This is a genomic window from Methylomonas montana (assembly GCF_030490285.1).
GTDB classification, from domain to species: Bacteria; Pseudomonadota; Gammaproteobacteria; order Methylococcales; family Methylomonadaceae; genus Methylomonas; species Methylomonas montana.
Genome location: NZ_CP129884.1, coordinates 1,818,355 through 1,841,214 on the forward strand (window position 1 = coordinate 1,818,355; position 22,860 = coordinate 1,841,214).

The following is a 22,860-nucleotide window of genomic DNA, read 5'->3' on the forward strand; positions in this document are numbered from 1 at the left end:
CGATTTAGAGTCAAAATTCTTTTTGCTTGGAGGGATGATAAATTGACAGAGTTTAAAGCACGACTCGCCAGTTTTTCCTGTGTTTGAATTGAAAAAAAGTTCTGAAATCCGATGTTCGATGCCTAAAGAGTCGGCTCTTGCTGTGTAGAGCGCGGCCGTGTAAACGGTTTCTAGGATAGGATTTCCAGAAAAAGCTTGCATAAACGATTTGGATCGTTATAATGCGCGGCTCGAACGATAGACTTTAGGCGCGTAGCTCAGTTGGTTAGAGCACCACCTTGACATGGTGGGGGTCGGTGGTTCGAGTCCACTCGCGCCTACCAAAACATAAAGCACCGCATGACGGTGCTTTTTTTATTGTGGAATCGAAAATGCCTGTAATTACTTTGCCTGACGGCTCTCAGCGTCAATTCGACCAAGCGGTGTCTGTAATGGATGTGGCCCTGTCTATCGGTACGGGTTTGGCTAAGGCGACGTTAGCGGGCAAGGTGAACGGCAAGCTGGTGGACGCCAGCACGTTGATCGATTCCGATGCGAGTCTGCAAATCATCACTGCCAAGGATGCGGAAGGCGTCGATGTGATTCGTCATTCCACCGCGCATCTGTTGGCGCAGGCCGTCAAGCAATTGTTTCCCTCTGCGCAGGTTACCATTGGGCCGGTCATAGAAAACGGTTTCTATTACGATTTTGCCTTTGAGCGTTCCTTTACGCCTGAAGATCTGGTGGCTATCGAAAAGAAGATGCTGGAGCTGGCAGCTCAGGATATTGCCGTCAAGCGTTCTTTGATGTCGCGCGATGAGGCTGTGAAGTTCTTCGAAAGTTTGGGCGAGAAATATAAAGCCGAAATTATCGCTTCGATTCCAGCTAACGAAGATTTGTCTTTGTACCAACAAGGCGAGTTCACTGATTTATGCCGGGGCCCGCATGTGCCCAGCACCGGCAAGTTAAAAGCCTTTAAATTGATGAAAATTGCCGGCGCCTATTGGCGAGGCGATTCCAAGAACGAGATGCTGCAACGCATTTACGGTACTGCCTGGGGTGACGGTAAGGAATTAGCTGCTTATCTGCATCGCCTGGAAGAGGCCGAGAAACGCGACCACCGCAAGATCGGCAAGGCGCTGGATTTGTTTCATACCCAGGAAGAAGCGCCGGGCATGGTGTTCTGGCACGACAAAGGCTGGACTATTTATCAGCAGATCGAGCAATACGTGCGCGAGAAATTGCGCGTCAACGGTTACGGCGAAGTCAAAACCCCGCAAATTGTCGATCGTAGCTTATGGGAAAGGTCAGGGCATTGGGATAAATTCAGTGCGATGATGTTCACCACGAATTCGGAAAACCGCGATTATGCGGTCAAGCCGATGAATTGTCCTTGTCATATCCAGATTTATAATCAAGGCATCAAGAGTTACCGCGATTTGCCGGTGCGCCTGGCCGAGTTCGGCTCCTGCCACCGCAACGAGCCATCCGGTACTTTGCATGGTCTGATGCGGGTTAGAAACTTTGTGCAGGACGATGCGCATATTTTCTGCACCGAAGATCAGATTCAATCCGAAGTCTCTACCTTCATCGATTTGTTGTTCGAGGTGTACAAGGATTTTGGCTTCGAGGAAGTGATTATCAAGCTGTCGACCCGCCCGGAAAATCGGGTCGGCGACGATGCGGTCTGGGATAAGGCGGAAAGTGCCTTGGAATTGGCATTGAACAATAAAGGCCTGGATTGGCAATTGCAGCCGGGCGAGGGCGCCTTCTACGGCCCTAAAATAGAGTTCTCCTTAAAAGATTGTATAGGTCGGGTCTGGCAATGCGGTACTATACAGGTTGATTTCTCGATGCCGGAAAGATTGGATGCCTCTTATATAGGCGAAGATAGCGCCAGGCATGTGCCGGTGATGTTGCATCGGGCGATCCTGGGTTCCTTGGAGCGTTTCATTGGGATTTTGATCGAGCAGTATGCCGGAACCTTCCCGCTATGGCTGGCGCCGGTGCAGTTGGTGGTAATGAATATCACCGACCGCCACGCCGATTATGCCGAGCAGGTACGGCGAGAACTTGAAAAACAAGGTCTTAGGGTCAAAATTGACTTGAGAAACGAGAAGATAGGCTTTAAAATCCGCGAGCATTCCATGCAGCGTGTGCCGTATCTTTTGATTATCGGCGACAAGGAATTAGAAACTCAGACTGTCAGTGTACGCACGCAGCAGGGCGAGGATCTAGGAAGTCTGTCAATTGGCGAACTTGGCGAACGCTTGAGAAACCAGATTGCGGATCGAAAATAATAACAACTTGGAGGATTAGGGTATCAGCTCTAAAAAAGATGCAACGCGCTTAAATACCGAGATTACCGCCAGACGGGTTCGGGTAGTAGGCGCTGAAGGTGAACAAGTCGGGGTTGTTTCAATAAACGAAGCGTTACAGCTCGCCTACGATGCAAACATGGATCTGGTCGAAATATCGCCCAATGCTGATCCTCCGGTTTGCAAAGTCATGGACTTTGGCAAATATCAGTTTGAGTTAAACAAAAAACTGCAAGCCGCCAAGAAAAAGCAAAAACAAATCCAGATCAAGGAAATCAAGTTTAGGCCCGGTACCGAAGAAGGCGATTACCAGGTCAAACTGCGCAGCCTGATCAAATTTCTAAGCGAAGGCGATAAAACCAAGATCACCGTGCGTTTTAAAGGCCGTGAGCTGACTCATCGCGAGTTGGGTATGGACTTGTTGAAACGTATTGAGACCGATCTGGAAGAAATGGCTATCGTCGAGCAATTTCCCAAGCTGGAAGGCCGACAAATGGTCATGGTGATGGGCCCTAAGAAAAAGAAATAGCTTCACCAAAATGGTTTTAGCCGTTTTTTTAAAACGGCAACGCGATTCAGGAGCGAATCGGCTAGCGGATACTTTTGTGTCCGGAAATTCAATGGGGCCAAGCATTTTGCCTCACTGGGTTTTATCTCAGGGACTTTACTTTTAATCATTGGAGAAAACAAATGCCAAAAATGAAAAGCCATAGTGGTGCCGGCAAGCGCTTCAAGAAAACCGGAACTGGCGGTTTTAAATGCAAACAATCGCATAAGCGTCATATTCTGACCAAAAAAACCACCAAACGTAAAAGACAACTGCGTAAAACAGCCATTCTTCATCCGTCGGATACGCCATTGGTTGCGCGTATGCTGCCGTACAGTTGATTTATAATTGATATTGAAGAGAGTAGAACATGGCTAGAGTTAAACGCGGCGTCACCGCTAGAGCAAGACATAAAAAGATTTTAAAACTGGCAAAAGGTTACTACGGTGCCCGTAGCCGGGTTTACCGCGTCGCCAAGCAAGCGGTCATCAAGGCCGGTCAATATGCTTACCGCGACCGTAAACAGAAAAAACGCCAATTTCGCGCCTTGTGGATTGTGCGTATCAATGCTGCCGCACGTTTGTACGGTATTTCCTATAGCCGTTTGATCAACGGTCTGAATAAAGCCAATGTTGCGATCGATCGCAAAGTATTGGCCGACTTGGCTGTACGCGATATCGACGCTTTTGGTGCGATCGCGAAAGTGGCTATAGCGAACCAAAGCAAACCGTAAGGAAAATATTGAGTCACTCTTGCTGAGTGGCTTAATCGCTCGACTCCCTGTCTTTGGTAGGGAGTTTTTCGCCCGATCCCGTCGGCGGAAACCTATCGTTTTGGAATTCCCCTCAATTGCAGACAAAAGTGAGCTGAGTCGTGTCGGCTAGTATCGAAGATATTGTTACGCAGGCATTACAAGAGCTTGCAAGTGCAACAGACCTTAGCCAACTGGATCAGGTCAGAGTCAATTATCTTGGCAAAAAAGGTTTATTTACTCAGCAGATGAAAGAGCTGGGTAGCCTCGATCCGGAGCAGCGGCGAAGCGCTGGTCAGGTTATCAACGATGCTAAAAATACCTTTCAAGAAGCCTTGGATGAGCACAAACTAACGTTGGAACATGCCGAATTGGCAGCCCGTTTGGCTAGCGAATGCATAGACGTCACCTTGCCTGGTCGCGGCCAAGCCGTATCCGGTTTGCATCCCGTCACGATTACCCTGCGGCGGATTGCCAAAATTTTCGCCAGCGTCGGCTTCAACGTAGTTGAAGGCCCGGAGATCGAAGACGATTATCATAATTTCGGTGCATTGAATATTCCCGAGCATCATCCTGCGCGGGCGATGCACGATACCTTTTATTTCGATGCCCACACGGTATTGAGAACCCATACCTCTCCGGTGCAGATCCGGGTGATGGAATCCGAAAAACCGCCCTTGAAGGTCATCGCACCGGGCCGGGTGTATCGCTGCGATTCCGATTTAACCCACACGCCGATGTTCCATCAGGTGGAAGGCTTTCTGGTTGACACCGATGTCAGTTTCGCCGATTTGAAAGGCGTGGTGTTTGAATTTCTGCGGGCTTTTTTCGAGAAAGACATTCAAGTTCGCTTCCGTCCATCCTATTTTCCGTTTACCGAGCCTTCTGCCGAGGTCGATATCGAGTGTGTGATTTGCGATGGCAAAGGTTGTCGGGTTTGTAGCCAAACCGGCTGGCTGGAAGTCATGGGTTGCGGCATGATTCATCCGGAAGTGTTTAAATCTGTCGGCATCGATAACCAAGTTTATTCCGGCTTTGCCTTTGGCATGGGCGTCGAACGCTTGGCGATGTTGCGCTACGGCATTAACGATTTACGGATGTTTTTCGAAAACGATCTCAAATTTTTACAACAGTTTAAGTAACGGTGGATAGTAATCATGCAAGTCAGTGAAGCCTGGTTAAGAGAACTGGTCAATCCGCCTGTCGCTACCGCCGAATTGGTTGAGCAGTTGACCATGGCCGGTCTGGAAGTCGATGCCGTAACGCCTGTTGCCGCCGAATTCAGCGGTGTAGTCGTTGGAGAAGTGCTGTCCACCATTCAACATCCTAATGCCGATAAACTTAGGGTTTGTCAGGTCAACGTTGGCCAGGTCGAACCGTTGCAAATCGTTTGTGGCGCCAGCAACGTCCGGCCTGGCTTGAAAATTCCTGCGGCGTTGATCGGCGCAGTATTGCCTGGCGATTTTAAAATCAAGGAATCCAAACTGCGTGGCGAATTGTCGTTTGGCATGCTGTGCTCGGAAAAAGAGTTAGGCTTGGCGGTTAGTTCGGAAGGTTTGATGGAATTGCCGGCAGATGCGCCGGTTGGTGTCGATATCCGCGATTATTTGGCACTGAACGACAATGTGATCGAGTTGGGTTTGACGCCAAACCGAGCCGATTGCTTGAGCGTCGAAGGCGTTGCCAGGGAAGTGGCGGTGTTGAATAAGCTGCCGTTCCAGGCAACGGCGTTCGCTACTATCGAACCGCAGCACCAACAAACCCTGGACGTTAAGGTCGAAGACTCTCAAGCTTGCCCGGTTTATCTCGGGCGTTTGATCAAAAATATCAATCCTGCCGCGGTCACGCCATTGTGGATGCAAGAACGTCTGCGCCGTTGCGGCATTCGTAGCTTAAGCCCGGTCGTCGATGTTACCAATTATGTGTTGATTGAACTGGGTCAACCGCTGCATGCTTTCGATGCCGATAAACTGAGTGCGCCAATTGTGGTTAGACGCAGTCGAGCCGGCGAGTCCTTGGCTTTATTGAACGATCAAACCATAGAACTGGACGGCGAAGCGCTAGTGATTGCCGATCAGCGGCAAGCCTTGGCTTTGGCCGGGGTGATGGGCGGCAAGGACAGCGCGGTATTCGGTGAAACGCGCGACATTTTCCTGGAGTGCGCTTTTTTTACGCCGCTCAATGTGGCTGGTAAGGCTCGCCAATTTGGTTTGCATACCGATTCCTCGCACCGCTTCGAGAGAGGCGTGGATTTTAATTTACAACGCCGTGCCATCGAGCGCGCGACCCAATTGATTCTGGAGATTGCCGGCGGTAGCCCCGGTCCGGTTCAAGAAGTGATTGCTGCTGCGGCGCTGCCGGCCAGAGCGCCGGTCAAATTGCGTAGCCAGCGTATTGCTAAAGTGCTGGGAATTCAATTCGACGACGATGAGGTGCATACCTTGTTCGAAGGCCTGGGGATGCAAGTCCAGGCATCCGAGAGTGGTTGGGAAATTACCCCGCCGGGTTTTCGTTTCGATATCGCCATAGAAGAAGATTTGCTGGAAGAAATTGGCCGAATCTACGGTTATAACAATTTACCTAGCAGCAGTCTGTTGATGCGTTCCGAGCTGGGGAAGGCGCCTGAGGCGCAGTTGCCATTGGCCAGATTGCAGGATTGTTTGGTCGATCGCGGTTATCAGGAAGCGATCACCTATAGCTTTGTCGACGAGGCGATGCAAAATGCCGTTGCGCCGGGCGAAGAGTTTATCCGGATTAAAAACCCGATATCCTCCGAGTTGGCGGTCATGCGTACCACGTTATGGTGCGGTTTGCTGAACGCAGCCTTGTACAATATCAACCGCCAGCAGAATCGGGTACGCTTGTTCGAAACTGGCTTGCGGTTTTTCTATCAAGACGGGCAAATTCAGCAACGGAAAATGTTATCCGGTTTGGCCTTGGGTACGGTTAATGCCGAGCAATGGGGCGAAAAAGCCAGGAAAACGGATTTTTTCGATGTGAAAGCCGATGTCGAAGCCTTATTTGGTTTAGCCGGTATCGGCGCCGACTTCGTAGCATTTCAGCATCCGGCATTGCATCCCGGCCAAACTGCACAAATTAAAAACCAACGCGGCGACGTATTAGGTTTGATTGGCATGTTGCATCCGACATTGGAGAAGCAATTGGGTTTCGATAGCCCGGTGTTTCTGTTCGAGTTGGAGCAAGACGCTGTGTTGGAGCGCCAGGTGCCTAAATTTAGTCCATTATCCAAATTTCCTTCCGTACGCCGAGATATGGCGTTATTGGTAGAGGAAGCAGTATCGGTTGCTACGATTATCAGCACTATTGAACAGTGTCAGGAAGCGGCAATACGCGAAATATCGATTTTCGATATTTATCGTGGACAAGGCGTAGTCGAGGGTTGCAAGAGTGTCGCGTTAGGTCTGGTTTTGCAGGATTTTACACAAACCCTTACCGACACCGAAATTGATGCTATATTTCGCAAAGTGCTGGACACTTTAGCGGCTAAACTGAATGCAAAATTGAGGGAGTGATTGTGGCATTAACCAAAGCAGATATTGCAGAGAAATTGTTTGAAGACCTCGGTTTAAACAAACGAGAAGCTAAAGAAATCGTAGAGTTATTTTTCGACGAAATTAAAAAAAGCCTGGAGAGTGGAGAGCAGGTAAAAATCTCCGGGTTTGGTAAATTCGAGTTGCGTGACAAAAGTGGCCGTCCAGGTAGAAACCCCAAAACCGGCGAAGAGATCCCCATCACGCCACGCCGCGTCGTGACTTTTAGAACAGGGCAAAAATTGAAAGCTCGAGTGGAAGCATATGCTGGAACCCAGTAACAACAACGAACTGCCGGTCATTCCGGCCAAACGTTATTTTACGATAGGTGAAGTCAGCGAGCTGTGTGGCGTCAAGCCGCATGTGTTGCGCTACTGGGAGCAGGAATTCACCGAGCTGAGCCCGGTAAAAAGGCGAGGCAATCGGCGTTATTACCAGCGCCATGATGTACTGCTGATTCGGCAAATTCGGGCTTTGTTATACGAGCAAGGTTATACGATAGGCGGGGCGAGGGCCCATCTAACTAGTGGTAGTGCCAAGGAAGACAGCCTACGGACCAAACAATTGATTCACCAAATGATAGGCGAATTAGAAGATATTTTAGAGTTGTTGAAATAGTAATTCATGGAAATTGTGGTATCATTCCGCTCCTAATTTCGCTAGCAATAAATCACGGGGCGTAGCGCAGTCTGGTAGCGCACTTGTCTGGGGGACAAGGGGTCGCAGGTTCAAATCCTGTCGTTCCGACCAATATTTTCAATAGCTTACATGATTTTTTACTACGCTCTTTTTTCGAAGTGTAGTATTTTTGTCACAACAAGCTTTGAGTTTCCTGCATGGACTTTAAGGTGTTCACTCGAAAGATGTGCATATCTTAAAACCATGTCGTAACTTGCCCATCCTCCTAGTTCTTGCAGAACGTTTAACGGCGTTCCCGCTTGAACGTGCCAACTTGCCCAAGTATGGCGTAAGTCATGCCATCGGAAGTCCTCAATTTCTGCGCGTTTTAGCGCCTTTTTCCAGGCTTTTCCGCCGGCCTTTTTGATGGGTTCGCCATCAAAAGTAAAAACAAAGGTATTGTGCTGCCCTTGTTGACTTCTAAGTACTGCCATAGCATCAGTATTGAGCGGTACAGAAATCGGCTTTTTGGCTTTAGCTTGCGCGGCATCTATCCATGCACATTCTCGCCTCAAATCGACTTGCGACCATTTTAAACCGGTGACGTTGGCTTCCCTCAGGCCAGTAGCAAGAGCGAATCTTGCCATGGCTTCCAAATGACTTGGCAGCTCAATTAAGAGCTTGCTGGCTTCCTCATGTGTTAACCAGCGGATTCGCTCATTCGGTTCTGGCAAAAAGCGAAAATTGGGTACAGCATCAATCCATTCCCACTCGTTTTTAGCACGATTCAAAATCGCCCGGATCAGCGAAAGAATCCGATTGGCAGTGGCATTACTCGAACCTTCGGCTTTTTTTGCCTCCGTAATGCGCTCCAACATCATTTTGTCGATTTGATTTAAAGTCTTGTTGCCAAGAATGTCATCAAGCCAACGAAGGTGAAATTTGTCGGTTTCTATGCTTCGCTTATGACCCTGTTCGATAAGCCACTTGATAACTGCTTCTTGCCAAGTGCGTATTGGCTTCGCGCCAAGATTTTTCGTTTTCCAAGCATCAGCCTTTAATCTGTCGTGCAGTTCTTGCGCTTCTTGCTTGATTTTAGTGCCAGCAGATCGTTGTATTCTCGTTCCGTCCGGCGCGGTGAATTGGATCCACCATGTGTCTTTTCGCTTGTAGATTGACATGGAATATTCTCCTTAGATGTATATCCGTCAACTACTTGCAGATTTCTCGCAGATGCAGGATAACGATCACTGACCCAATCGGCAAGATGTTCCTTAACAAAAACCCATCGTTTCCCAACTTTTTTACCGGGAACTTGCTTCGATTTTGCTTTTCTTCGGAGTACTTCTGGATTGATCTTCAAAAAAAGTGCGGCTTCATTTAAATCAAGTGTCTCCATAGCAGTTTTTTGAATTAGGCGTCTGTGGTTATTATCAACATATCGCTTACATGCCGGTCTTACAGATCTCACAGCGATCATGATCATCCCTAGCATTTAACAAGACCCAGGCTCGACAATTCTTGCATGTCGAAATCTGAACTTTTTTATCTTTGATGTCCTGGGCCACCACCCAAGCAGCCGAAAAGTCGAGTTGCCCGGAAGGATAGGAACGCTTGTAGGCGTCAAAAGCGCTTATCAGTGTTTGGATTTGACTGTCGGCCGATTTGTTTGAAGCAGCCCGATAGCACACGGCAAACAGCGTTACGTCCTTGTGTTTCCGCCGGCTTCCAGTCAAGCCACGGGTGGAAAATTTGATGGATCCACGGCTGGGCGAACGGCCATGCAATTGACGGTATGTCTGTCTCAATAGCTTGATCGGAATACCCGTGGCTTGATGCACGATTTTGACCTTGGCGTGACGATTAAGCAGTTCAATTGCCAGGGATTGCTGTTGATATTTCTTGAGCATTAGCTGCCTCCCTTAATCAATAGTGCCGCTCAATCCGAGCATGGCTTCCACCATCGGTGGAGATTCTCTGTTGATGTTTTGAATAAATTGACTCGAAAATCGGGGGGTAAAACATAGCCAGTTGGAGCGGGCAATGAAATCAATGTCTTCTAAAGATAAACGTTCAACTGCCAAGCGCATGGCCTCATCGGTAATCCCCAAGATTAATTCAGTCAGCACCGGGTTCTCCCGTGCGATTTCTCTGGCTTTGATGAGCCAGGCCTGATTCATGGCATAAATCTCTTCATCGCAACCCAGTTGATCGATCGCCGTCAGTTTGTCAAAGTAGACCTCAAGATTTTTGAATGCTGACTGCATCATGTTGTCGATGTGCCCCGCCATATTGACTATTTTCAGTTTCGATTTCAGAAAATCGGATCCGAATTCGGAGACCAATGGCAAAAACAATTCCTGAAAGAACCCCAGCGTGATGCTTTTAACGTCCTTAAAATCAATCGTCAGCGATTGCTGATTGGCAAAGCACTCGCGTGCCAGTCGCGCGAGGTTTTTGCCATGGATAGACTGAGGTATTTGGGAATTGGTGGCTGTGACGACAACGATATGCATGCGACTTCTCCTTAGTAGCTGATGGATCGTCTCTAACGAGCGCTTGGTTTGTTCAATGTGAGCATTTTTGATTTTGTGGAAATCCAGCGTCGCCGACCTGAGCGATCAGTCCACACTTCGCAAATAGGGCATTGACTAAATGCAGTATCAGGATGAATCATGCCCAGGTAACGGGCGCGGCAACGCCCGCAAAGAATGAATACCAAATCACCCGCCGAGAGCAGGCTGATTAAATACCAAGCGCGGTTTATATCTAACGGATAATGTTGGCTGGAGTGCGGTTGGATACATTGCCGATCGGCTAAAATTCTGGAAGCGACGTTGCTGTAGATCTCATAGGCCGTAACCAGTAAGGTTGCACTCAGGTTCGGAGTAGAAAGCCGGTGTCTGATGTTTTCGATCATGCTTAAAAATAGCGAGGCATGAATGTTGTTGAACGCCGAGCGGATGGCCCATTGATGATCATGTGGCAGCATGCCTTGTTTGGGCGGTTGTCCTTGTACCGCTTTAAAAAATTCGATGCTTTGCTTTCGGGTTAAATGGCAGAGTTGGCTAACAATTGGCGGACGGGCGCCGAGTTGGATTAGTCTTTCCGCCAATAGCAAGTCTGTGCCAATGTTTGACCTGCTTTTAAAGGGCATTGGTTTCATCCGCAGTTCCAGTGATACACGGTTGGAGAAGATCCACATAGGCAACCATGGGCAAGTTGCTTGGAACATAGACCGGCAATAACTGAATTACTGCGCGACTGCTTTCGGCGTGTTCACGAAGTTGCTCCTGTGTCATGCCGGCGAGATGGTCTATACCATTCCGATCTAATCCAAAGCGCCAGGCCGTTTCTTCAGGGTTACTGCGTGAGCATTCCCTGGCTAGCATGAGATATTCGAAATTTAACCGGGCAAGATCTTCATCCAGTGTTGACATAAACGCCTCTGAGTTGATTAACGACTGTTGTCGATATGCTAGACAGGCAACGCGGAAATGTCCCGGTCGCAAAGTGACCTGATTTGGGTCACAAAGCTCTGGACGCCCCGATTGATATGATTTGGCGTTGTTGAAAATAATCGGCTTATTGGGCTGGCGATGCTGCTTTCGGCATGTGATGGATGGCCACTTTGATAACGGCAGGCTATTTGTTCGATCTGATGGATTGAATGATCCTGAAATTCTTCTAATCTCGTTCTGCTTGCCAGAGGCTTTGCCCGCGACAAGCGGCGTCTTACTTGGTGTTTGATCTAAATAACTACATTCCAAAATCATTTTTACTTCGCTCATATCACATTGGCTATGGAGGAAATTGTTATGAAACTTCTGTTCGTAAACCAGACCGCAACTGCCGGCTACCTGGTTTGGGGTGGTTTATGCGCGAGGTAATTCAATGCTTGATCGATTGGTTGGATAGCGAGCCAAGCGATGAAAAAGGCCACCGCATATTGCGTACGTTAGCCCAGGAATCGTTAATGAAAGCGGATTTCGAAGAGTCGAAGCGACGTTTCACGGCCGATGCAATCGTCGCTGCTGTTGGTGAGTCCTTAGAAAGTGCCGAACCTAAAAAATGGATCGACTGGCCGGGTTCGTTAAAAAAATATTGCGAAATCCGCGAACCGCAAATCATGGAATTTGCCCGTAAGCGTGGGCTTCCTTATTATCCAAAGCCGGAGCGTAAAAGCACAAAAGGAGGGCCGGGACGACACACGACGTTCTATATCAAAGCTGAACCGGTTCCGGAGATATTGGAAGAAGACCAAACAATCGAGGACGTTCGGGCTGGGAGCAACGCAGCAGAGTTGCAAGCTAGCTACCAAATGACTGAACTTGGTGAAGTCAAACCCAGTTGGATCGCGAGTTGGTTATTTCGGCATGGACAGATCGAATTAAGACAATGGCATGTCTGGGGTATATTGGGTTGGCTAGCAATCATAGCTGGATTAGCAGTATTAATTGCCTATGCCGGCTGGCTATCGTTATCCGTGCCCAGGTCCGTGACAACGCGCGATTTGACATTACTGATAAGTATTTTCGTGATTCCCTATGGTGCCTGGGTCACTATCATCAAGCCTTGGATATTATTGTTGGATGATCGAATCGTCGTCGCCCATGAACTGTTCACAAATTTTTATGAACAGTCTGCGCAGTTCGAGCTGTTACGCGATGGGGATTTACGAGTTGTACGGTTAGTTCGGTATTCGGCCGCATGTCCAATTTGTGGAGCCACTATTTATCTCGAAAAAGGCGAACCGGATTACCGGCGAAGGTTGGTGGGTCGATGCTATGAAAGCCCAAGAGAGCATGTGTTTAGTTTCGATCGAATCACGCGTTGCGGGCGGTTACTGGTAGAGCGATAAACTTTCCAAAGGTCGTCAGCCATTTTGGTGGGGATGGAACTGTGACTTATTTTCAGATTTGGTAAAGAAAATGAGCGCATTATCCGGCTGGATAATGCGCTCATGCACTAAGTACTGTCAATTCATGCTGGTTTGAAGGATTTGCTTTTGACCCGATTCGGCAGGAAATGCCATCACCGAAGCCGTTTTACCTTGCTGATCCAACTCAACCACGAAGGCTTTACCGTACAAGGCAGGACAACCGCAAAAATCCGGTAACAAGCGTTGCATGGCATTGGCCGGATCGCTCGCGGTATTGGCCACCACAAAGGCAATGAAGGCATCCGAATCGCTTTCAAATGTCGACTCCTGAAATTCATCATATTCGCTTTTGAAGCTGGCCATTTGTTGCAACACCTGAGCCGAGCAATCGCCTCTGGGCACAATGATGTCATCGGCGTTTTCCTGACCTTGGTAGCAAGCCTCATCCCTGATTTCAACAACATCCTGTCCCAGTTGGATTCGGTACGCATCGCAAAAACGCACGCTAACCCAGCACCAATCACCTTGGAATTGAGCCTGGTGGCTTTCATTGACCGATTCAATCACTAGCTCCTCATCATTGAGATGCCGAACCAGGGCATGAATCCAATGACCTTTATCCAACGTGCCGTGGTACAGAAAATAATCCCGGCTCCAGGCAAACAAATAACGGCCAGCGCCGTCCTGTTTGATGTCATCATCAATCGAGACGATGCCGCGGGCCATAATTTCTGCACGGGTCATGGCTTTTTCCGGCCGCTGTTCGAAGTTATCGAAAACCTCGGTATCGCAAACCGGGTAGGCAATGATTTCGCGTAAAGCCTCGGGCGGCACTACAGGTACATCGTTGAGTAACTTCAACAGCTCCCAATGCCGCAGCATTTCATAAAAACCAACGAACGCTTCAGCAGACAGAGTGGCTTTCATCTGGATAAAGCGCTGTTCGATGGTTTGTGCCAGAACCGCTTTAACCCGTTTGATCACATCGGCTTCATCGACCAGCTTGTCACGATCCGGCAAGCGAGCGTGAAAACGGGAGGAGTCCAGATGAATGATATGGCGATGCGATGTGTAGCTGTGCGAGGAATATATGGGCAAACCTTGCAGATAGACATCGAACTCATACTGCGCCCCATTGGGGTGGTCTATGCCATGCAAATAAATCGCGCCAATCTCGGTGTCAACAAAGGTCAATCCACTATCCAGTGCGCAGGAGCGTTCAAGCAATTGATCATTGAACAGCACTGGAATTGGAAAGCCGCGCACCAAGCGTTTCAGCGTGGTGGCAATTTGCCCCATGTCCAACTCCACATCCTGCAAGGTAATGCGGGTGATACCGCTCCAGTCGTGGACTGGCGTGATCGTCACTGGTTTAAATGCCAAAATGTGGTCGGTTTCGACGTCAATTGATCCGCTTTTGCTCATGACGCTGATTTGCCGACAGGCAAACAGTGCCGATAAAAATCCGATTCCAAACGGATGCTCATGGGCAACCACGTCTGCGTCCCAACCGGATTCGGCGACTGTCAGTAGTGTTGCAATTGAGTCGATGCCGCAACCATCATCCAAAACCTGTAGCGTTTTGGTTTCAGGACAAAAGTTAATCACCACCATGGCCGCATTGGCCCGGCGAGCATTTTGGATTAGCTCACCCAGCACCGTGGTTTTGTTGGTGAAACTGAAACGTAGATTTTTGACCAAATTGGCTTGGTTGACTTTCATCGCGACTTCACTGATTTGTGTGTTCATATGTTATCTCCAGGTATAAAAAAGCCCCGAGGACATGAAACAGACTAACCCCTTGGGGAGAGTCGTTCATCTCCCCGAGGCGGGTGATACTGGTTAGACCAGTGGTTATGTAAAAGACTTACTTTAGATTTTGTGCGCTGGCTATGAAGCTAAAGCCAAATGGCTATCATGCAGGCCATCCCAATCCAATTGCCGGACACCGTTTTGATCGCTATCCAACAAGCTATCGGGATCAATGCCATGATTTGCCAGTACAGTGCTCATGGCCTGGGTTAGCAGGGTATGACCTCGCTCACGTTCGGATTCACCGCCGTATTTGATCGCCCAAAATGGATCAAAGTGATAATGCCGGCCATCTCGTTTACAGTGCCTACTGACTTCGGTTCGAAAGGCTTTATCGCGTTTTTCTGCTACACGAATAAAATGCCGGTTCTTGAAGTTTCCCAAGCCTTGATACTCAAGGCTTCAGGCGTTGCATAATACTGATGATTATCTATCATGGTGATCTCCGATAAGACCTCTGATGACTGATTCAACCCAGGCGGGATAGAATCATCCCGCAGGGGTATAGTGAAAAAGCTCGGCTTAACCGAGTGTCAAAAATGAAAACAGCGCGTCAGATCAATGCAAACCGTTTGCCTTGAATGAAGTCCTGGTACTGTCGGGCTTCGATTTTTACTTTGAACCGGGCATGCACGCTGCCGTCGATCCAGATTTCCCAGGGCAAGCGTTTAAGCTCGCCTCTGACCAGTTCCACCTCGCCAACCCGAAAATCATCGTGTTGGTAAAGTACCTGGCGTGGACTATCAATGCGAACGATGCAGTGATCCAGCAATGCCGGACCATCGATGTCACCCGGTTCGATCAACAGCGGCACTTTGATGGTGCCGGTCGAACGGCCGATCCAGCCGATGACATCGTGTTCATCGTGCCAGGACTGGCCGCTTTGGGTATCGCCGTAATACAGCCGGATTTTGCGTCGGCTATGGCGAAGCTGTTCCAACAACTCGACCACCGGTTCCGGTGTGTCGGCGTGATAACAGGTGCCAGACGGCAAACGCTGGTACTGGATGCAATGACCCGTGCCGAAGGTGTGTTCAAAGATTTGTGTCATGATGTTGTCCTCAATTAAAACGGAAACATCACGATTCCCCAGCGGGAATATGGCATTCCCGTGTGGGTGGATAAAAATGAGCGCCGAATCGAATGATTTGGCTAACTCGGGCTTGTACAAATTGCGCCAATAAACATATCAACGCGCAGTTTTCAGGATTGGATGTCCAGTACAGGTTTTCCCAAGGCTTGTAATGCCAGAGGGATTAACTGATCCAAATTTTCCCAATCGATACTGCCGCCGTTGGCTTCGCCTTGTTGATAGGCGTCAACCAAACCCCGGCAAACTTGCATGGCCGCTTGTTCCTTCTTCAATTGCCGTACCGAATGATCCGGTTCTGGCAACTGTGCAACGGCAACGCATTCCCATGCCAAGCTTTCACCCTCCGCTTCATGGTATTCGTCCGAAAATAACGGCATGGCAGCGGTGTCATCCCAAATCGTGCCATCATTGAATGCCTGTTCGGCAATCTGTTGTGCCGCTTCGGGACTGTCTGCGGTGATGCAGACCGACACCCGGTGCACATAGTCGATTTCGTAGGAGACTACGAAGAGCCGATTCACATCCTCCGCCGTGACATTGGCTGAGGCGGGTTCTTCGACTGGCGATTCGGTTTTCGCCGATTCACCATCGATCAATATGCTTTCATAAGGCTCGATCTCCTTGTTGCAGTCCGGGCAGCGATCGTTACAGCCGCAATCCCATACATCCTCCCATTCGGTTTGGCAGTAGGGACAGCGGTACTGATTCAGATAGCGAACCGTGCTGTTCTCATGTGGGGTTGCGCCAACGCTGGGTTGGTTGATTGTTTTCATGGTCGTATCCTCCATAAAATGCAGGAACAACCACCCGGCAGGATGAGGTTCCTGCAGGTAAAGAACGCTGATTAAGGCCGAAAATCGGCTCGCACAGCAGGATTGAATTCACGCAAAAATCGGTATATGGTGGCTAAAACTCATTAAAAAGCCGAGAAATAACCATGTTTGACGATATTTTGCGCATTTTTGATTTCCTCAGTCCTAAGCGGACACAGGAGCCGTATCCAAGTCGAAAACCAATGGCGAGTCCTGTCGACGAACCACTAAAAGTCGTTCGACATTGCCAACAAATTTTCCAAAAATTGGATGTTTTGGAAGCCGACGTGCTCAATCGTGTGGACGATCCTGAACAAGCCTGGCCGTTTCTAAACAAGATTCGACAAATTCGCCGGGAAACCCAGAACGATTTGTTGTCGTTATTGCCCGAAGGCAGCTGGGTGTTTGCTGATGAATCGAATCAACACGAGATTCCAGTTCGCCGTATCAATACTGCAACCGGAACCACGTTACGGGTATTCAATGGCGGGCTTGCGGATTAATCGGTGACGCATTGGCGTTACCTTTCAGAGCTTCCCGCAATTGAAAAACCTGTTGGGCGGTTTTGGTGGTTTTGTCATTCACCAAGGCTGATTCGCCCACTTTTTTAGACCGCCGACGGGGTTTAGCCTCGGTTTCCGCCGAGACGATTGTCGGTTTGATTTTCAATAGCTCCCGCTCCAGTTTGGCGATTTCAATATCCGCCTCGTAAAGTTTGATTGTTTTCTGTTTGGCTTGATACTGAAGCTCCAAGCGATCCAGTTCGCGATTCGTTTCTCGATTGCGACTATGAATTTCCTGACGTACCGAATCCGATATTGCCAACCAATCCATGTCCTCGCGGCTACGTGGCATGATGACCGGTAGCCGGTGTCGTGCCAATCGCTGCGCACGATAGCGGTGAAACGTTTGAGACGCATGTTTCAATGCGCTCAGCAGTTGCAACGCCGTTGTCCATATGACCCGCAAGGCGAGGATGAACAGCGCCAAAATAATGATGCCGAAGATAAAGTTCATTGAAGTTCTCCTTTATAAAATTTAAGAAAGCACTTCGAATGAACAACACCCGGCCGGGCGATGGTCGCCCGAAGCGGGTTTGGAATTTGCAGAGGGTCATACCACTGCGTTTTACATCGGGCTTAACGTACCCAACACGATCAAGGAAACACCTTGCTCGCCACCTAATGACGGAACGCCGACCGAAGTCGGATTCAGCATTCTGGAAAGAACGCATGAAATGTCTGTTTGTCGAATGGGCTCGTTATGTGGAGTATATTCGACAAACAGAAAGTGCAATCAGCTACCCATAGCCACAATCCAAGGCATTGGGCCAAGGATTGGGCTACGGATAACGGACTGAGGATTACGCCGCCAACAACAACGATTTCGAGAGTTCGAACAATTGCGCTCTCAGCTCCGATAGATCGTTAATAGTGATGGCAATCGGGAACAGATGACTGACATCCAGTCCCAAACCGATACCTACCGTTTCAATACCGCTATCCCGACAACGCTGCAACAATTCCAGCGTGCTCAGGGTATCGTTGGGTTGACCATCGGTCATCACCATCAGCACCTGATAACCCATGCTTTCGGATTTATCCAGTAACAGATGAATCGCCGTATTGGGTGCAGCTTTGGCCTGTTTGCGTTGAAACAGCTTGGTTTCGCCTAATGGCAAACGGTGTAAACGCTTGCCATCCATCCGCCGACCACGACTGGCGTGTTGCGAGCGGTTTAAGGTTTGCGATTGCACCAAGCCTTGCAAAGCGGCACGGATTTTTCCCGATTCGCCTTGCACCTTGCGCAGTAAAAACGCACCGGCCCTCTCGTCCATGGGTGGCTCGTCGCCGCTCGGCATCAGCAATTCCGATACATTTTCCGCCGCCAATGACAACGCCGTTTTCAGCGATTCAAACAAATCCTGTTCGATGTCATCGTCTCCGGCGGACAATAGAGTTTGCAAGACGCCCCTCGGGTCGGCAATCTCCGTGAACTCTTCATCATCACCTTGAGGATTGGATGAAGAACTTTCTGCCTGCGCACCGGGTTGATCGTCAGGATTTTCCGGATTCGAATCATCGTTACCACCGGATTCTGAAGACTGTTCGTCGTCATTATCGGCAGGTAAACGTTGATCGTGTTCCATATCCTCCTCGGAATCCGAGCCGTTCGAATCGTCCAAATCTGCTGATACAGCGGCCTGATCCGTATCATCCGGTTCAGGCGGTGTGTCCTCATCTGCCGATGACAGTGTCTGATTGCGCAGCAGTTGTTGCTCGAACTCCTGCTCGATCATCGTCAGGACACGGTCGGTCAACTGCAGACAATCGGATTCCGATTGCAAACCCAGCGGCACTTCGGACAACAAGCCTTTCAGTCGGGTTACCGCACCTTTCGGAAACTTCGCTTTTAGTGCCAGTTCGGTTTGCTCAACCAAAGGTTGCAGGGCCGATTGACCTAATACCTTTGCCCGCAAACTTTTCAACACAAAGCTGTACAGAATATTAGCCGGATGATCATCAATACTGCTGGCTACAAAGTCCCTTTTGACAATCATCTTTTCTATCACCGTGCGGATGGTCAGCCGTGTCCCTGGAAAGTCCTTGGCCAGTTCGTGCTCGATGCGGACATCTTCGATGGCACCGCATAAGCGCCTGCGTAATACCGAATGCCCAAAGCGCAGCGTAAAATCCGAATAACGAATATGCGCCGCCTCGTGGGCCAACAGTCCCCAGGCGTAATCCTGAAAATCCGCATCGTCGCCCTCATAGGCCGGCAGCCAAATGGTTTGGCCATCGGTTTCGGCTTTATCACCGCCGACACTGACTTTGACGCCAAAGCGATTGCCAATGGCCGCCGCGACGATGGGAAATGCGTTGTGTAAGGTTCTATTTTTCATGGTGTGCTCCAAAAGTTGGGGCAAACCACGACCCCAGCGGGACATGAATTTGCCCCAGTGGGTGAATAGTTAAATGGCGTAGGATCAGAACCAGTAATCCTGGTCGGAATCGTCCGCCTCCTTATCGTCTCCCGCCGTCACCGTTGCCGGTTCTGCTGAATGCTCAGAAGAGTTGGATTCATCGGTATCGTTACCGGTTTTTAGATCGGTCTGACATTTCTCCAGCAATATATCCAGCGCCCAGTCATCCGATGTTGTCACTGTTTCCGCTTCGAGTTCATCATCAAAGATGCCGTCAAACAGATCAGTAAAATCGGGGCTGTCTGCAGCGCTTTCAGCGATGACGGGTGTCGGCGCTGTTGGTACGACGAGTACTGCTGGTGGCTCGGACTCCGCGTATTCGATGACTACTTCAGTCTCATCAACAACGGGCAGTTGAGTCGCCAACAAGCCTTCACCGTGCCGCCGGGTTTTATCCGGATCGGACAACAGCATCGCCGTAGCCAGAATCTCCTGCAAAATGCCGCCTTCAATGGCGCCTTTATTGGGGATTCTAGCCAGTAGATCGTCAATGGTGGCGACTACTGGTGCCACGCGATGATCCAGGAAGCCCAAACCATCGAGTTTGTCGCGCATGCGGCGAATCGGCCGTAACGCATTACGCGTCACTTGCTCCTTGCCCAGCAACGATTGCTCGATGAGTTGATTGGCTTCCACGGAGATTTCGTAGAACATCTGCTCACTGAGTGACCCGATTTTGCTTTCCAGTCGTGCGACATCCGCCGGCGGCAAGCGATCGGGTAAACCGACGCTGACCACCAGAAAATCAAACGACAACCGCGTCGAGACGAATTCCACTGAATCCACCGCTTGCTCGATAATGCCGGCAAATTCCGGATGGCGAACCACCCAGTCAGTCACCGCCGCATCGTAACCGGCAATAAACTCGGTTTTAGCCGCAGCAAAATCCAGCCCGATACGCTCAAGTTCCACGGTAATACTGGCGGCCGATTCAACCGGCACGGCAAAGCCACCCAGAAAGCGGGTGCCGACGCGCAAGCAAATGCGTTCGGCCTCCTTCTTCAGACGGTTAAACACCGTCAGCTTATCGGGATCGAGCAAACGCTTTGAACCCAGGCTAGCTAAGTCCTCCGGTGGCAATTTGCTGCCATCGGCCAGCACCAGGTCTTCTTTTTTCAGTTTCTTGCGGGCGCCGTAGATATTGGCTTCGACTTTCACCAAGACCACGCGGTCTAATAACACTTGCGTTTCATGAGACATGGGAACCTCCTATAGAAAAGAGGCACACCCATCCCGCAGGGGCCGATGTGCCCCTGTCGGGTTAAATGAAAATAACAAACCGGTTAAAACCAGCAGTCGTCCGTGTCGGACATGGCCGCTGCCAGATTTAATCGGGGTTTGAGCAGGCCCAAAATTTCAGCAGTTTCACGAATGCTGTCCAGATCGGTGCCGAAAAATGCCAGCACGTCCTGTTCAGCTTTCAGATCGACCGAGAGATCTCGGGCAGTTTCGGTGGCAATATCGATCTCCACACCATGGAAACCTTTTGTTTTCAGCGCCAGTAAAAACAGCCAGGGCAAAACACCCAGCACTGATTTGATCTGACCACTGAGTTCAAAGGTTTCGGCATTGAGGGTGGCATCAATCCACTGTTGCCAGCCATCCCAGTCCTGTTCAGGCTTAGGCTGATGATTCGATACGTTTTGAATAGCGCCGATCAGTCGCCTGACCTCGATACCCAAGTCCACACGAATAGACTGTTTGGCATGGCAATCAATGGTCCAATACAGTGCCTCGACTCGTGGTGTTGGCACAAACTGGGGAGTTGCGTCAAGTTCAGGCGGCCTTTGTGATGTATTTACCGAAGTCTTACTCGGAAATAGCACATTGCCGTCACCATCAATATCGACCTCGGCAATAAACACATAGCCCTTGGCCTGTTTTTGCTTTTCGATGTCGAATTTCCGAACGCCACTGCGGTTACTGACACCCGGTAAACAAGATGCTGTTTTGCCCCAACGGGTGGTGATACTGCCATCCGAATTGCTTCGGATCGCCCAGTCTTTGGAACTGCCGTCAGGGTTACGATGACGATATAAATTCCAGGCAGCCATGGTTAAGCCGTCCAATCGTCACCAAAAACATCTTTGGCGATGCGATGAATCGCTTCGCGTTCGGCGGGTTCGGCTCGGAAGGTCAAGGCCCGATCCAAGGAATAGGCCAAGGCATTGGGCGCACTTTTAAAGGTGGCCACCAATGACGCCCAGCGCACTAAACCGCGCGTCGATAAGGTCACCGATAACATGCCGCCGCCATCTGCTCCGCCGATGAACACCTTGCGGATCTGATTGGCGACCTTGATCATGCTTTCGCGTACCGTTTCCGGCATGCTCGGCACCACATCGGCCAACAGTTTCATTTCGTCTTCCGGCTCGGGATAACCGACCTCCATCAAGCGAAACCTATCTAGGAAGGCCAGGTTCTGACGCAATACACCTTGATACAAGCCCGACTGATCGCCGCTGCCGGCACTATTGCCGGTGGCGACCAAACGAAACTTGGGATGTGGTGTAATCACATCGCCGGTCTGCGGGATCGTCAAAGGCTTGCCTTCGACGATTTCATTCAGGCCAATCAATTCTGCGGGGTCGATGGCATCGATTTCGTTAATCAACAGCACATGGCCCAGGCGTACTGCCAGGGTCAAAGGACCGTCGATCCACTTCATCGCGCCGCCATCGACCAGCATGTACTGGCCCAGCAGATCGTTGAGTTCCAGTCGACCGTGACCGGTGACCGAATGCACACCCCAATTAAGACGCGCCGCAACTTGCTCCAACAACGAGGTTTTACCGGAACCGGTGGGACCCGTCAGGTATAAGCCGTCGCCGTTGTGGGCACCTAAAAACGCCAACACATCGCGCAGGTGATCCTTACGAAACACATAGGGCTTTTGCGTCGGCACATAGGCGTTTTGTCCGGGTGTAAAGCCTTCCACTTTCATAGAGGCCGGGGCCGGAATGCCGAAGGTGTCGGCGATGGAATAAAATTGATACATGGTGAGCTCCTCGAGGACTAGCCTCAGAAAACAAGGGGCGCACCGCCCCGAGGGGTGATGAGCCCCAACGGGTGATTAAAACCCTGGTAAACCAGGGTGGATAAAAAATAGTTAACGCAACTGCATCACACAGTACATCGCCCATTCGGTGCGGGCCAACAGCTCCCGATCCATCAAACTCACAATACGCTGAATGTCGCTTCTCAAACCGGGGGCCGAGATTTGACGATGCATTTCCAGCAACAAACGTTTTTTGGCCTGAATGTCGTTGCTATGGGCAACGTTCAACCAGCCATGCAAGGTTTTCCAAAAGTCGTGATTCATAATGACCTCCTTCAATCAATAAAAGGGGTCACCGAGTCCCACAAGGGTGATGAACCCCAACGGGACAAACAAAAACACCAGGCTTGACGCACCTGGCACACGAGGCAAACGCTCATGCCGCTTAACAACGGAACGCCGGTCGAAACCGGATTCGGGATTCCACGAAGGGAATGCCTGAACGATGCGGGTTTT

26 protein-coding genes and 2 tRNA genes are annotated in these 22,860 nt (G+C 49.9%); 12 read left to right on the forward strand and 16 right to left on the reverse strand.

From position 1 onward, the window contains the following. Window positions 1–246 precede the first annotated feature (246 nt). From QZJ86_RS08460 to QZJ86_RS08505, 10 genes are all read left to right on the forward strand, one after another. Window positions 247–323 (forward strand) — tRNA-Val (locus tag QZJ86_RS08460). A gap of 48 nt (window positions 324–371) precedes the next feature. Further along, complete coding sequence (gene thrS / locus QZJ86_RS08465; RefSeq protein ID WP_301938129.1) at window positions 372–2,279, forward strand: threonine--tRNA ligase; 1,908 nt, start codon at window positions 372–374, stop codon at window positions 2,277–2,279. A 22-nt stretch (window positions 2,280–2,301) separates the two neighbouring features. Beyond that, window positions 2,302–2,826: a translation initiation factor IF-3 gene (gene infC / locus QZJ86_RS08470; protein WP_082879515.1), complete on the forward strand. Its 525-nt coding sequence runs from the start codon at window positions 2,302–2,304 to the stop codon at window positions 2,824–2,826. Between the two features lie 161 nt (window positions 2,827–2,987). Next, on the forward strand, window positions 2,988–3,185 hold the full coding sequence (gene rpmI, locus QZJ86_RS08475; protein WP_256600880.1) for a 50S ribosomal protein L35: 198 nt from the start codon (window positions 2,988–2,990) through the stop codon (window positions 3,183–3,185). 29 nt (window positions 3,186–3,214) lie between these two features. Further along, window positions 3,215–3,577, forward strand: a complete 363-nt coding sequence (gene rplT / locus QZJ86_RS08480; RefSeq protein ID WP_020481986.1) for a 50S ribosomal protein L20 — start codon at window positions 3,215–3,217, stop codon at window positions 3,575–3,577. Between the two features lie 140 nt (window positions 3,578–3,717). Continuing rightward, entirely contained in the window at window positions 3,718–4,737 is a 1,020-nt protein-coding gene (gene pheS, locus QZJ86_RS08485) for a phenylalanine--tRNA ligase subunit alpha (RefSeq protein WP_301938132.1), read from the forward strand. A 15-nt stretch (window positions 4,738–4,752) separates the two neighbouring features. Further along, the gene (gene pheT, locus QZJ86_RS08490) at window positions 4,753–7,128 is read left to right on the forward strand and encodes a phenylalanine--tRNA ligase subunit beta (RefSeq protein ID WP_301938133.1); all 2,376 of its coding nucleotides are present in this window, start codon (window positions 4,753–4,755) and stop codon (window positions 7,126–7,128) included. 2 nt (window positions 7,129–7,130) lie between these two features. After that, on the forward strand, window positions 7,131–7,427 hold the full coding sequence (gene ihfA / locus QZJ86_RS08495; protein WP_026146839.1) for an integration host factor subunit alpha: 297 nt from the start codon (window positions 7,131–7,133) through the stop codon (window positions 7,425–7,427). Next, window positions 7,411–7,764 carry a MerR family transcriptional regulator gene (locus tag QZJ86_RS08500; protein WP_301938136.1) on the forward strand — a complete coding sequence of 118 codons (354 nt, stop codon included), beginning with the start codon at window positions 7,411–7,413 and terminating at the stop codon, window positions 7,762–7,764. The genes ihfA and QZJ86_RS08500 overlap by 17 nt, the downstream gene beginning before the upstream one ends. Before the next feature lie 55 nt (window positions 7,765–7,819). Beyond that, window positions 7,820–7,896: transfer RNA gene (locus QZJ86_RS08505), tRNA-Pro, on the forward strand. Between the two features lie 29 nt (window positions 7,897–7,925). Here the strand turns inward: QZJ86_RS08505 and QZJ86_RS08510 are convergent. The 6 genes from QZJ86_RS08510 to QZJ86_RS08530 are packed head-to-tail and all read right to left on the reverse strand — an operon-like array spanning window position 7,926 to window position 11,555. Beyond that, window positions 7,926–8,939, reverse strand: a complete 1,014-nt coding sequence (locus QZJ86_RS08510) for a tyrosine-type recombinase/integrase (RefSeq protein WP_407081659.1) — start codon at window positions 8,937–8,939, stop codon at window positions 7,926–7,928. Further along, window positions 8,822–9,259 (reverse strand): helix-turn-helix domain-containing protein, encoded by a 438-nt coding sequence (locus QZJ86_RS21595; RefSeq protein ID WP_157203928.1) that lies wholly within the window; start codon window positions 9,257–9,259, stop codon window positions 8,822–8,824. The genes QZJ86_RS08510 and QZJ86_RS21595 overlap by 118 nt, the downstream gene beginning before the upstream one ends. Continuing rightward, window positions 9,210–9,674: a FlhC family transcriptional regulator gene (locus QZJ86_RS08515; RefSeq protein ID WP_301938139.1), complete on the reverse strand. Its 465-nt coding sequence runs from the start codon at window positions 9,672–9,674 to the stop codon at window positions 9,210–9,212. The genes QZJ86_RS21595 and QZJ86_RS08515 overlap by 50 nt, the downstream gene beginning before the upstream one ends. Before the next feature lie 12 nt (window positions 9,675–9,686). Continuing rightward, window positions 9,687–10,280, reverse strand: a complete 594-nt coding sequence (locus QZJ86_RS08520) for an STAS-like domain-containing protein (RefSeq protein WP_301938141.1) — start codon at window positions 10,278–10,280, stop codon at window positions 9,687–9,689. Window positions 10,281–10,312: 32 nt separating this feature from the next. Next, the gene (locus tag QZJ86_RS08525; protein WP_301938143.1) at window positions 10,313–10,969 is read right to left on the reverse strand and encodes a FlhC family transcriptional regulator; all 657 of its coding nucleotides are present in this window, start codon (window positions 10,967–10,969) and stop codon (window positions 10,313–10,315) included. Beyond that, window positions 10,911–11,555, reverse strand: coding sequence for a flagellar transcriptional regulator FlhD (locus tag QZJ86_RS08530; protein WP_301938145.1), 645 nt, complete (start codon window positions 11,553–11,555; stop codon window positions 10,911–10,913). Before QZJ86_RS08530 ends, QZJ86_RS08525 begins: the two co-directional genes overlap by 59 nt. An 86-nt stretch (window positions 11,556–11,641) precedes the next feature. On the opposite strand from QZJ86_RS08530, the gene QZJ86_RS08535 reads away from it, so the two are divergent. Then, window positions 11,642–12,625, forward strand: a complete 984-nt coding sequence (locus QZJ86_RS08535) for a hypothetical protein (protein WP_301938147.1) — start codon at window positions 11,642–11,644, stop codon at window positions 12,623–12,625. A gap of 117 nt (window positions 12,626–12,742) precedes the next feature. Here the strand turns inward: QZJ86_RS08535 and QZJ86_RS08540 are convergent, their stop codons facing one another. The 4 genes from QZJ86_RS08540 to QZJ86_RS08555 all read right to left on the reverse strand — a co-directional run bounded on the left by QZJ86_RS08540 (window position 12,743) and on the right by QZJ86_RS08555 (window position 16,324). After that, complete coding sequence (locus tag QZJ86_RS08540) at window positions 12,743–14,395, reverse strand: ATP-binding protein (protein ID WP_301938148.1); 1,653 nt, start codon at window positions 14,393–14,395, stop codon at window positions 12,743–12,745. A gap of 141 nt (window positions 14,396–14,536) precedes the next feature. Next, window positions 14,537–14,659, reverse strand: coding sequence for a hypothetical protein (locus QZJ86_RS08545; RefSeq protein ID WP_301938150.1), 123 nt, complete (start codon window positions 14,657–14,659; stop codon window positions 14,537–14,539). Window positions 14,660–15,011: 352 nt separating this feature from the next. Then, entirely contained in the window at window positions 15,012–15,509 is a 498-nt protein-coding gene (locus tag QZJ86_RS08550; RefSeq protein ID WP_301938152.1) for a hypothetical protein, read from the reverse strand. A 152-nt stretch (window positions 15,510–15,661) separates the two neighbouring features. Next, window positions 15,662–16,324: a hypothetical protein gene (locus QZJ86_RS08555; protein ID WP_301938154.1), complete on the reverse strand. Its 663-nt coding sequence runs from the start codon at window positions 16,322–16,324 to the stop codon at window positions 15,662–15,664. Between the two features lie 164 nt (window positions 16,325–16,488). Here QZJ86_RS08555 and QZJ86_RS08560 point away from each other — a divergent pair, with 164 nt between their 5' ends. Beyond that, the gene (locus QZJ86_RS08560; RefSeq protein ID WP_301938156.1) at window positions 16,489–16,866 is read left to right on the forward strand and encodes a hypothetical protein; all 378 of its coding nucleotides are present in this window, start codon (window positions 16,489–16,491) and stop codon (window positions 16,864–16,866) included. Here QZJ86_RS08560 and QZJ86_RS08565 read toward each other — a convergent pair. From QZJ86_RS08565 to QZJ86_RS08590, 6 genes are all read right to left on the reverse strand, one after another. Then, window positions 16,844–17,380: a hypothetical protein gene (locus QZJ86_RS08565; RefSeq protein WP_301938159.1), complete on the reverse strand. Its 537-nt coding sequence runs from the start codon at window positions 17,378–17,380 to the stop codon at window positions 16,844–16,846. The genes QZJ86_RS08560 and QZJ86_RS08565 overlap by 23 nt on opposite strands. A 346-nt stretch (window positions 17,381–17,726) precedes the next feature. Further along, window positions 17,727–19,265, reverse strand: coding sequence for a vWA domain-containing protein (locus QZJ86_RS08570; RefSeq protein ID WP_301938161.1), 1,539 nt, complete (start codon window positions 19,263–19,265; stop codon window positions 17,727–17,729). Window positions 19,266–19,349: 84 nt separating this feature from the next. Continuing rightward, window positions 19,350–20,546 (reverse strand): DUF3150 domain-containing protein, encoded by a 1,197-nt coding sequence (locus QZJ86_RS08575; protein WP_301938162.1) that lies wholly within the window; start codon window positions 20,544–20,546, stop codon window positions 19,350–19,352. Between the two features lie 83 nt (window positions 20,547–20,629). Then, window positions 20,630–21,400 carry a hypothetical protein gene (locus QZJ86_RS08580; RefSeq protein ID WP_301938164.1) on the reverse strand — a complete coding sequence of 257 codons (771 nt, stop codon included), beginning with the start codon at window positions 21,398–21,400 and terminating at the stop codon, window positions 20,630–20,632. Between the two features lie 2 nt (window positions 21,401–21,402). Continuing rightward, window positions 21,403–22,344 (reverse strand): AAA family ATPase, encoded by a 942-nt coding sequence (locus tag QZJ86_RS08585; protein WP_301938166.1) that lies wholly within the window; start codon window positions 22,342–22,344, stop codon window positions 21,403–21,405. Window positions 22,345–22,455: 111 nt separating this feature from the next. Next, window positions 22,456–22,668: a hypothetical protein gene (locus QZJ86_RS08590; RefSeq protein WP_301938168.1), complete on the reverse strand. Its 213-nt coding sequence runs from the start codon at window positions 22,666–22,668 to the stop codon at window positions 22,456–22,458. Window positions 22,669–22,860 lie beyond the last annotated feature (192 nt).

Excerpts from the sequence above, each read along its gene's own strand:
- thrS (WP_301938129.1), top strand. The coding sequence starts at position 372 with ATGCCTGTAATTACTTTGCCTGACGGCTCTCAGCGTCAATTCGACCAA.
- rpmI (WP_256600880.1), top strand. The coding sequence starts at position 2,988 with ATGCCAAAAATGAAAAGCCATAGTGGTGCCGGCAAGCGCTTCAAGAAA.
- rplT (WP_020481986.1), top strand. The coding sequence starts at position 3,215 with ATGGCTAGAGTTAAACGCGGCGTCACCGCTAGAGCAAGACATAAAAAG.
- pheT (WP_301938133.1), top strand. The coding sequence starts at position 4,753 with ATGCAAGTCAGTGAAGCCTGGTTAAGAGAACTGGTCAATCCGCCTGTC.
- QZJ86_RS08500 (WP_301938136.1), top strand. The coding sequence starts at position 7,411 with ATGCTGGAACCCAGTAACAACAACGAACTGCCGGTCATTCCGGCCAAA.
- QZJ86_RS21595 (WP_157203928.1), bottom strand. The coding sequence starts at position 9,259 with ATGCTAGGGATGATCATGATCGCTGTGAGATCTGTAAGACCGGCATGT.
- QZJ86_RS08515 (WP_301938139.1), bottom strand. The coding sequence starts at position 9,674 with ATGCTCAAGAAATATCAACAGCAATCCCTGGCAATTGAACTGCTTAAT.
- QZJ86_RS08520 (WP_301938141.1), bottom strand. The coding sequence starts at position 10,280 with ATGCATATCGTTGTCGTCACAGCCACCAATTCCCAAATACCTCAGTCT.
- QZJ86_RS08525 (WP_301938143.1), bottom strand. The coding sequence starts at position 10,969 with ATGTGGATCTTCTCCAACCGTGTATCACTGGAACTGCGGATGAAACCA.
- QZJ86_RS08530 (WP_301938145.1), bottom strand. The coding sequence starts at position 11,555 with ATGAGCGAAGTAAAAATGATTTTGGAATGTAGTTATTTAGATCAAACA.
- QZJ86_RS08535 (WP_301938147.1), top strand. The coding sequence starts at position 11,642 with ATGCGCGAGGTAATTCAATGCTTGATCGATTGGTTGGATAGCGAGCCA.
- QZJ86_RS08540 (WP_301938148.1), bottom strand. The coding sequence starts at position 14,395 with ATGAACACACAAATCAGTGAAGTCGCGATGAAAGTCAACCAAGCCAAT.
- QZJ86_RS08545 (WP_301938150.1), bottom strand. The coding sequence starts at position 14,659 with ATGAGCACTGTACTGGCAAATCATGGCATTGATCCCGATAGCTTGTTG.
- QZJ86_RS08550 (WP_301938152.1), bottom strand. The coding sequence starts at position 15,509 with ATGACACAAATCTTTGAACACACCTTCGGCACGGGTCATTGCATCCAG.
- QZJ86_RS08555 (WP_301938154.1), bottom strand. The coding sequence starts at position 16,324 with ATGAAAACAATCAACCAACCCAGCGTTGGCGCAACCCCACATGAGAAC.
- QZJ86_RS08560 (WP_301938156.1), top strand. The coding sequence starts at position 16,489 with ATGTTTGACGATATTTTGCGCATTTTTGATTTCCTCAGTCCTAAGCGG.
- QZJ86_RS08565 (WP_301938159.1), bottom strand. The coding sequence starts at position 17,380 with ATGAACTTTATCTTCGGCATCATTATTTTGGCGCTGTTCATCCTCGCC.
- QZJ86_RS08570 (WP_301938161.1), bottom strand. The coding sequence starts at position 19,265 with ATGAAAAATAGAACCTTACACAACGCATTTCCCATCGTCGCGGCGGCC.
- QZJ86_RS08575 (WP_301938162.1), bottom strand. The coding sequence starts at position 20,546 with ATGTCTCATGAAACGCAAGTGTTATTAGACCGCGTGGTCTTGGTGAAA.
- QZJ86_RS08580 (WP_301938164.1), bottom strand. The coding sequence starts at position 21,400 with ATGGCTGCCTGGAATTTATATCGTCATCGTAACCCTGACGGCAGTTCC.
- QZJ86_RS08585 (WP_301938166.1), bottom strand. The coding sequence starts at position 22,344 with ATGTATCAATTTTATTCCATCGCCGACACCTTCGGCATTCCGGCCCCG.
- QZJ86_RS08590 (WP_301938168.1), bottom strand. The coding sequence starts at position 22,668 with ATGAATCACGACTTTTGGAAAACCTTGCATGGCTGGTTGAACGTTGCC.